The organism is Streptomyces sp. NTH33 (assembly GCF_003236365.1).
GTDB lineage: Bacteria > Actinomycetota > Actinomycetes > Streptomycetales > Streptomycetaceae > Streptomyces.
In genome coordinates this window covers 1-7,969 of record NZ_POTZ01000327.1, presented here as the reverse complement: position 1 = coordinate 7,969, position 7,969 = coordinate 1, and the positions used below count along the sequence as shown (strand labels likewise).

Annotated in this window: 6 protein-coding genes, 1 tRNA gene, 1 other RNA gene and 1 pseudogene; 3 read left to right on the top strand and 6 right to left on the bottom strand. The window is 67.7% G+C overall.

The window, feature by feature from the left end:
- Positions 1–1,400: DNA polymerase III subunit gamma and tau (locus C1I97_RS26015; RefSeq protein WP_146608292.1), on the bottom strand; the 1,400-nt coding region annotated here is incomplete at its 3' end.
- Positions 1,401–1,461: 61 nt separating this feature from the next.
- Positions 1,462–1,560, bottom strand: an RNA gene (gene ffs / locus C1I97_RS26010) — signal recognition particle sRNA small type.
- Between the two features lie 72 nt (positions 1,561–1,632).
- Here ffs and C1I97_RS26005 point away from each other — a divergent pair.
- Positions 1,633–1,717: transfer RNA gene (locus tag C1I97_RS26005), tRNA-Ser, on the top strand.
- Between the two features lie 91 nt (positions 1,718–1,808).
- Here the strand turns inward: C1I97_RS26005 and C1I97_RS26000 are convergent.
- Positions 1,809–3,071: a competence protein CoiA family protein gene (locus C1I97_RS26000; RefSeq protein ID WP_258382735.1), complete on the bottom strand. Its 1,263-nt coding sequence runs from the start codon at positions 3,069–3,071 to the stop codon at positions 1,809–1,811.
- 114 nt (positions 3,072–3,185) lie between these two features.
- Here C1I97_RS26000 and C1I97_RS25995 point away from each other — a divergent pair, with 114 nt between their 5' ends.
- Positions 3,186–3,845 (top strand): HAD family hydrolase, encoded by a 660-nt coding sequence (locus C1I97_RS25995; protein WP_111005598.1) that lies wholly within the window; start codon positions 3,186–3,188, stop codon positions 3,843–3,845.
- Here the strand turns inward: C1I97_RS25995 and C1I97_RS41760 are convergent.
- A pseudogene (locus C1I97_RS41760) lies at positions 3,826–4,027 on the bottom strand (transcriptional regulator); the annotation flags it as partial. The gene C1I97_RS25995 and the pseudogene C1I97_RS41760 overlap by 20 nt on opposite strands.
- A 52-nt stretch (positions 4,028–4,079) precedes the next feature.
- Here C1I97_RS41760 and C1I97_RS25985 point away from each other — a divergent pair.
- Positions 4,080–5,480, top strand: coding sequence for a protein kinase domain-containing protein (locus C1I97_RS25985; RefSeq protein WP_220040859.1), 1,401 nt, complete (start codon positions 4,080–4,082; stop codon positions 5,478–5,480).
- Between the two features lie 367 nt (positions 5,481–5,847).
- On the opposite strand, the gene C1I97_RS25980 is transcribed toward C1I97_RS25985, so the two are convergent.
- Positions 5,848–6,585, bottom strand: coding sequence for a class I SAM-dependent methyltransferase (locus C1I97_RS25980; protein WP_111005597.1), 738 nt, complete (start codon positions 6,583–6,585; stop codon positions 5,848–5,850).
- A 54-nt stretch (positions 6,586–6,639) separates the two neighbouring features.
- On the bottom strand, positions 6,640–7,969 hold a 1,330-nt coding region (locus C1I97_RS25975; RefSeq protein WP_111005596.1), incomplete at its 5' end, for a hypothetical protein.

Sequence of the window (7,969 nt, the reverse complement as noted above, 5' to 3'; positions counted from 1 at the left end):
GCCGCGGAGGACGCGGAGGACGCCGCTCCGGCGGCACCGGGCCCGCCCGGTACTCCCGAGGTCCGTACGGCGGCTCGCGCGGCCGCGGCCCCGCCGCCGGGCTGCACCAGCGGAGCCGCCGAGGCCGCCGGGACCGGCGCTGCCGCCCCGCCACCGCCCGCCGGACCGCTCGTCGGGGCGCCATGGACCTCCGGCCCCGGTGCGTACCCCATCGCGGGCGCCCCGGCCCCTGTGGAAAAGCTCACACCCCGCTCGAGCCGGTCGAGGCGGGCCATCACCGACCGCTCGTCGCCGTAGGCCGCGGGCAGCAGCACGCGGGCGCAGATCAGCTCGAGCTGGAGGCGGGGGGAGGTGGCGCCGCGCATCTCGGTCAGCCCCTCGTTGACGAGGTCGGCGGCGCGGCTCAGCTCGGCGGCACCGAAGGACCGGGCCTGGGCCTGCATCCGCTCGACGACATCGACGGGGGCGTCGATGAGCCCCTTCTCGGCGGCGTCCGGAACGGCGGCGAGGATCACCAGGTCACGCAGCCGCTCCAGCAGGTCGGCGACGAACCGGCGAGGGTCGTTGCCGCCCTCGATGACGTGGTCGACGACCTCGAAGGCACCGGAGCCGTCCCCGGAGGCGAAGGCCTCGACGACGGAGTCGAGCAGCGAGCCGTCGGTGTACCCGAGGAGCGAGGTGGCCATGGCATAGGTCACACCCTCCTCCCTCGCGCCTGCGAGCAGCTGGTCCATGACGGACATGGAGTCACGCACGGACCCGGCGCCGGCCCGCACGACCAGCGGAAGGACTCCCTCCTCGACGGGGATGTCCTCCTTCTGGCACACCTCACCGAGGTAGTCCCGCAGGGTCCCCGGCGGAACCAGCCGGAAGGGGTAGTGGTGGGTCCGCGACCGGATGGTCCCGATGACCTTCTCGGGCTCGGTGGTCGCGAAGATGAACTTCAGGTGCTCCGGCGGCTCCTCGACCACCTTGAGCAGCGCGTTGAAACCGGCCGACGTGACCATGTGGGCCTCGTCGATGATGTAGATCTTGTACCGGCTGCGCGCGGGCCCGAAGAAGGCCTTCTCCCGCAGATCGCGGGCGTCGTCCACACCGCCGTGCGAAGCGGCGTCGATCTCGATGACGTCGATGGAGCCCGGCCCGTTCCTGGCCAGGTCACGGCAGGAATCGCACTCACCGCAGGGCGTGGGGGTCGGCCCCTTCTCGCAGTTCAGGCACCGGGCGAGGATGCGCGCACTGGTCGTCTTGCCGCACCCGCGCGGACCGCTGAACAGGTACGCGTGATTGACCCGGTTGTTCCGCAGCGCCTGCTGCAGCGGGTCGGTGACATGCTCCTGCCCGATGACCTCGGCGAACGACTCCGGGCGATAGCGGCGGTACAGCGCGAGAGACGACACGTCTACGAGGTTATAGGCGCCCACCGACAACCGGCCCGCCCATGGACGCGAGCCCTCTCGCAACGCAAGCGCCCCCCACGCACCCGCCAGAGCCAACCTACCCTTGCTGCCTTCCGGCCCTGGGGGAGTTCAGTCAGATAGCGCCGCGTGAGGGGCTGCGAGAAGCCTACCCGATGCCGGCGGCAGGGAACGAGTTCGCGAGCACTCCTCTCCGTCATGTAATGTTTCCGGCGGAGGATTCGCCTAGAGGCCTAGGGCGCACGCTTGGAAAGCGTGTTGGGGGCAACCCCTCACGAGTTCGAATCTCGTATCCTCCGCAGCCGCCCACCTGGGCAAACGAGGGCTCCGACCGCATCGCGGCCGGAGCCTTCGTCGTTCCGTGGTTGCAGTTTTGGTTGCAGTTCCCGGCTACCGCCCGTTGAGGACGGCCCGGCACACCTTGCAGTACATCGCCGCGTACCGCCCGTACCTGCGCATCAGCTGGCCGCAGCCGGCGCACGGCCCCAGCTCCCACGTCGGGCATCCCAGCGCGGCGGACGCGGCGGCCCGCTCGACTGGTGTGATCCGCATCGCCTCATGGGAGCCCTGCACGGGCATGCGAGGAAGGGTGAAGCCGCCAGTCGACTGGCCGAGGTCGCGGAGGGGTCGAGCGTCGCTGACGAACCGGCCTTCTTCCCCTGCCCGGCAGGTGCGGTCGATCTCCTGCTCGGCGAAGGTGATCACGTCGTCGTCCTCTTCGGCGGAGGCTGGAGGAAGAGGGGTCCGTTCACCGACGATCTCCTCCCACAGCATGCGATCCTCCGCCGGCACCCACATGTGTCGACCGGCCCGGCCGTTGCCGCGGCTGGGCACGTAGACCGGGACGCTCTCCCCCGTGGCGCTCTGCAGGACCAGGTCTTCGATGTGGACCGGCTTCTTCTCGGGAAGGCACAGCGCGGGCACGAACCAGTCAGCGTGAATCGCGTCACAGTGACCGGCGCCCTCGCTGACGAGGCAGTGGCGGTCGCTGCTCGGTACGCACTTCCAGACCTGAAGGTGGCGGTACCCACCGCGGACCACCATCTCCTTGCCGTCGGCGATGTCCTTCCATGGCATGTCGTCGACGCGTGCCCACGGCGCACGGTCGATCAGGGAAGCCGTCCGGTCCTTCGCCACCCACAAGGGCGTGATGCCGTGCTCCACGGCATTGACCGAGCGGCGGTGCACGCTGCTGGGGCTGATGTGGTGGTACTGGATCTCCCAGCCGATTCGTATGCCACCGGGCCCGGTGACGACGGCGTCCGTGACGCTCCGCCGGTTCGCCACTGGAACCTCGGCCTCGGAATCCAGCCCGTACCGCGCGGCAGTCTCGACGACCCGCTCCTTGGTGGCCTTGTGCTGTGCGCTCTCTGCCGGGGTCGGCTTGTGCGTAACCGGCAGGTGAGAAGCAACCAGCGGCCTTCGGCCGCCCACGCGACCTCGGCGGATGAACATCCACGGAGACTTCCCGCCGATCTCCGACTGGCACTCCCGCCCCTCGTGGTGCGCCAGGCATTCGAGCAGTTGCGGGTCGCGGTCGGTCACGCTCGCGGTGATCTCACGAAGCAGCTCCGGACGGCCCGGATGCCCGAGATCGGGTAACGACAGATTGATCTCTATGCCATAACCGGTGTGCCACACCCCGTTCGCCATTCCTCCACGATAGGAACGACCACTGACACTCAACAGGGTGCGCAGCAGTCAGTATTTGGCCGCAGACCTACAGGGCTGTCTCGCCATCGGGCTGGACTGTCTAACCTGCGGAGCATGATTCGTGCGGTGGTATTCGACGTGGGTGAGTGCCTTGTTGACGAGACCCGGGAGTACGGGACGTGGGCTGACTGGCTGGGGGTACCACGGCACACCTTCGCGGCTATGTTCGGGGCGGTCATCGCGCAGGGGCGCGACTACCGCGAGACGTTCCAGGAGTTCCGGCCCGGGTTCGATCTGACCGAGGAACGAGAGAAGCGGGCGGCTGCCGGACAACCGGAGTGGTTTGGCGAGGATGACCTGTACCCGGACGTGCGGCCCACGCTGGCTGCCCTGCGTGAGGCGGGGCTGTGGGTGGGTATCGCCGGGAACCAGACCGTGCGGGCCGGCGGCCTGCTACGGGGGCTGGATCTCCCTTCCGACATGATCGCCACCAGCGATGACTGGGGGGTGTCGAAGCCGGATGTGAAGTTTTTCGAGAGCGTCATCGAGGCGACGCCTGCCGAGCCGGGCGAGATTCTGTACGTCGGTGACCGGCTCGACAACGACATCCGCCCGGCTGTGCAGGCAGGGCTCTTGACCGCGCTGATCCGGCGCGGTCCCTGGGGGACGATCCAGCAGCGTGACCCGGACGCGGACGCGATCACGACGATGCGCATCGACTCGCTCGCGGAGTTGCCGGAGAAGATCGCCAAGTTCAACGCTGAAGGGCGCTGACCGTCGTAACCCCAGTCGTAGAGACGATCATCGAGGTCCCGGACGCATCGCTCGTTCTGCCAGGGGACGAGCGTGCGCTGGACCTCGCGGATGCGGTCCATGCCCATGGCGTACCAGGTGATCGCCAACTGGTCGAGAGCCTGGATGGCGTACCTGCATGCCTCCTCCGGCCCGGCTGCCTCAACGCCGCAGGTAGTCTCCCCAAGGCCAGTAGGCGCTCGATAGGGGGAGCTGATGACAGAGGCGTTGACGGACGCGGCCCGGAAATACTGGGTCGACGTCAACAACCGGAGCTACGATCCGCTCCGGCCTCATATCCTGAGCGGCCGACACCTGGCGTCAGTCATCAATGCCACGATCAATGCGCTTGTCGAGCGCGGCATCGATCGCTCCTGGATACAGGTGGGCCATGACGCCTATCTGCCCGGCTCCTTCGGTTTGGGGAAAACTCGCTGGGACATCGTCGTCGCCAAGGATGAAACACCGCTCGGTGCCATCGAGTTCGCCACGCTGTCCGGACTCTCTGCCTCAAAAAACTTGGCCAACCGGATCCGCGAGCTGACCTCGCAAGCCTTTTCCGTACGGAGCTCTCACGATCACGACGGGCTGCAGCCGCAGCTCGGGCTCTTCATCATGCTGGAGCAGGGCGAGAGCATCCACGTCCAGCCGAGGCTCGAAGAGGCGCTGAACCAGTTCCATAACGATGAGCTCTACAACGAGATTGCCTACACCTACTACGCCGATGAGGTACTGCGGGAGCCGAAAGCAGGGATGACCGTGCAGCGGTTCGTCGATCGGTTCAGCCGTCGGCTACTTGCACGCGTTGTGGGGCCGTTGGAAGAAATCCCGCCGTATTTGGGGCGCTACCGTGAGGTGGTCGAGGCCGCGCGGGGTGTGAAAAAGGACTATTCCCTGGACCGTATCCCCAAGAAGGGCGGGCAAGCGGAAGTGTTCCGGGCCGTCCACAAGGCGTCGGGCATCGATGTCGCGTTCAAGCGGAGGCTCTCGCCGGGAAAGAAGGCAGCTGTCCGGATGGGGCGCGAGATCGAGATCTCCCGCATGTTGAACGGGCACCCGCATGCCATGCCGGTCCTAGACTTCGATGCTAAGCACCACTGGTTCGTCATGCCTCTGGCCGAGGCAACCGCTGAAGAGCAGACCCTTCACCTGAAGGACCCGAAGCGTCTGCACAACATGATCAAAGCGGTGGCGTCCGTGCTGGCCGAGGCTCACCGGCACGGCTGGCGCCACCGCGACATCAAGCCGTCGAATATTCTCTTGTTGCATGGGCGGTGGACGCTGGCTGACTGGGGCACCGGGCGGCGGCCTCGCGGCCAGACCACCTTCATCGGCCGCACTGGCGCATACATAGGCACTCTGGGGTTCGCTCCACCTGAGCTGTCCGTCAAGCCGCATGATGCCGTCCCCGCATCGGACATCTACAGCCTCGGACGGGTAGCCGCGTGGGCCCTCACTGGTGAGTGGCCGCAGGCGAACATTCCCCTCCTGCCGACGCAGGAGCCGTGGCGGACCATCGTCAGGGAAGCAACGCAGCACGAAATCGAGCGACGGCCGCAGAGTGTCGACGAGTTCCTGACCCTCATCGACCGCGAGCACGACAAGCACCGTTTCTGACCTATCGGGTGCCGGGGTGTGCACCGGCGGCGGCTTCGGCAACGACGTGTTGCGCGGCCCAGGAGGACAGTGGTGCCCTCGGTCACGGAGGCACTGATCAGGGCTTCGGCCGCCGTGTGAGCTCGGTGAAGCAGGCGGCGAGTTCGATCAGGTGGTGTGGGTAGCGGCCGATGTCGCCGTGGGGCAGGTCGGCGTAGTGCCAGGAACCCTCGTCGCCCAGGCAGCACGGGATGCGGGTCGCGTCCGGCGCCGAGAGCAGGTGGCTCCCTCGGCGGCGTGGCCGGACGGGTGCGGGGCGTAGGCGGAGGCCCGCGAGTCCGGGACGGCTAAGGAGGGGGCGTCCCGGACTCGTGGGCTGCTTGAGGGGCTACTTCGTGGCGACGACGTAGACGCTGCCCCAGCGGCGCTTGGGGTTGGCCATGGTGGGGTCGAACGTCCAGGGGGCGACGGTGGTGAAGCCGGCCTCGGTGAAGAGTTGGACGAGCTTCTCGTGGTCGTAGGCCCACAGGTGTGGAGTGTACGTGGGGTCGTCGTCCTGGTCGCGGAAGACGAGGTTGACGAGGTCGAGCCGCGTGTTGATGTCGTCGCGGCAGTCGCGCTTGGCGTACCAGCGTTCGATCGTCTCGTCGGAGGCTCCCAGAGGGCCGGGGTAGTGGCTCAGGGCGAAGGCGGCGTCGGGGACGCCGGTGATGATCCGGCCGCCCGGCACGAGGACGCGGTGGGCCTCGCGGACGTAGTGCTTCGCGGAGCGCGGGTAGTCGATGTGTTCCAGGAAGTGTTCGGAGAAGATCTCGTCGGTGCTGTCGTCCTGGAGGGGGATGCCCTCGCGGATGTCCCAGAGGAGGTCGGCCGGCGGCGCGAGGTCGATGTTGAAGAAGCCGTCGATGCGGTGGGATCCGCCGCCGATCTGGACTTTGGAGGGCTTGTCGTCGATCCGGCCGTTGGGCCAGGCGCGCCGGCTGGCGTGGTGGTAGCGGTGGAGTTCGATCTCCTTGGCGGCGGCCCTGAGGGCGCGGGCGAGACCATGGGTGGTGGCAGGGTCGGCGAGAACAGTGTTGATCTGTTCGCCGAGAAGGTCGATGGAGGGCATGCCGGAGGGACTCATCACAGGTCTCCTGCGTGTGAGGCTGCTTGGGTGGACCGCGAGCGGTGGTGGTGATCAGACGACGCTGGGCGCCGGGGCGGTCCACTGGTTGTTGCGCATGAGGGTGTACTTGATGTCCACCAGCCGCGGGGCGATGGTCAGCGAGAGCTCCTCGGCCGGGTGGAGGTGGCCGGTGTCGTCCTGCTCGGCGCGCCAGACGCGGTAGTCGAGGTTGGGGTAGGCCGGGTTGATGCCGATCTCGCCCTTGGGCATCGTGCCGTTGAACGGGGCGACGATGTCCATGTGGTTCCAGTAGTTCCAGGCTTGCAGCGCCTTGTGCTGGTCGAAGTAGAAGTAGAAGTCGGGGTAGCGGCCGAAGGTGCGCAGCTCCCGGTGGATGAGGTGGCCCAGGAGCGGTCCGAGCGGGGTGGCCAGGGAGTCGAACTCCCAGCGGGTGCGGTGCCAGGCTTCGGGGGCCTCGCCGGGTGCGAGGAGACGGGCCGCGACGAGGTAGCTGATCCGCTCGACCAAGTACACGCTCGCGTGGTTGGCGTCGATGGTCGGGTCGACTCGGTGAATGAGCGCGGCCAGCTGCTTCGGGCGGGGACGGAATCTCGCGAGGTCGAACTTGCCGGCCATGGCGGGGAAGGCAGCGAACAGCATCTCCTTGTACAGCCAGTTGTTCAGCTCGCCGAGCTCGGCCAGGCGCCGGGTGTGGTGGGAGGTCGAGTGGAGCATCAGGTACTCGGCGACCGCTTCGAAGTACAGGTAGCCGAGGATCGGCAGGCGGGGGATCGTCTCGTCGAGCAGCTTGAGGAACGGCGCAGCGTCGACCCGGGTGTCCTGGTAGGCGATGGCGGCAGCGGTGGCGAGGAACGCGGCCGAGTTCTTGACGCGGCCGACGACGGTCTCGCGCAGCTGGTGCCTTTCGTTCTTGCTCAGCAGGTATTCGAGGTGGCTGTAGATCTGCAGGTGGATGAGGCCGAGCCGCAGGTAGTCCACGCCGGCGAGCCCGAGGTACGCCTGTGGCGGGGTGTCGATCTCGAAGACCAGCGGGGTGGGGACGCGGTCGGTCACGCCGAGCTGGGCCAGGAAGGCCGGCGCTTCCTTGGTCAGGACGTACGAGCCCAGGTTGTGCATGCGAAAGCCCTGGTCGGTCGCGGTGAGCGGCGCGCAGTAGATACTGCCGACGAGGCAGCCGCCCGACGGGTAGAGCACTCCCTGTCGGCTGATCTCCTCCAGGGCGTGTGTGACGTGCAGCAGGTGCAGCTTGCCGCTGCCGCTCAGGGCTTCGAAGAGGGCGTTGCGCCGCAGCAGGTGGCCGTTCGGGGTCTCCTTCGCGAGCCGTCTGTCCCAGCCCGCGGCCTGGGCGGCGAGCGGGGCGGTGTGGTCGGCGGGGCTGGGG

What these genes read in the sequence shown, in the direction of transcription:
- C1I97_RS26000 (WP_258382735.1), bottom strand. Translation starts at nt 3,071, where the DNA reads ATGGCGAACGGGGTGTGGCACACCGGTTATGGCATAGAGATCAATCTG.
- C1I97_RS25995 (WP_111005598.1), top strand. Translation starts at nt 3,186, where the DNA reads ATGATTCGTGCGGTGGTATTCGACGTGGGTGAGTGCCTTGTTGACGAG.
- C1I97_RS25985 (WP_220040859.1), top strand. Translation starts at nt 4,080, where the DNA reads ATGACAGAGGCGTTGACGGACGCGGCCCGGAAATACTGGGTCGACGTC.
- C1I97_RS25980 (WP_111005597.1), bottom strand. Translation starts at nt 6,585, where the DNA reads ATGAGTCCCTCCGGCATGCCCTCCATCGACCTTCTCGGCGAACAGATC.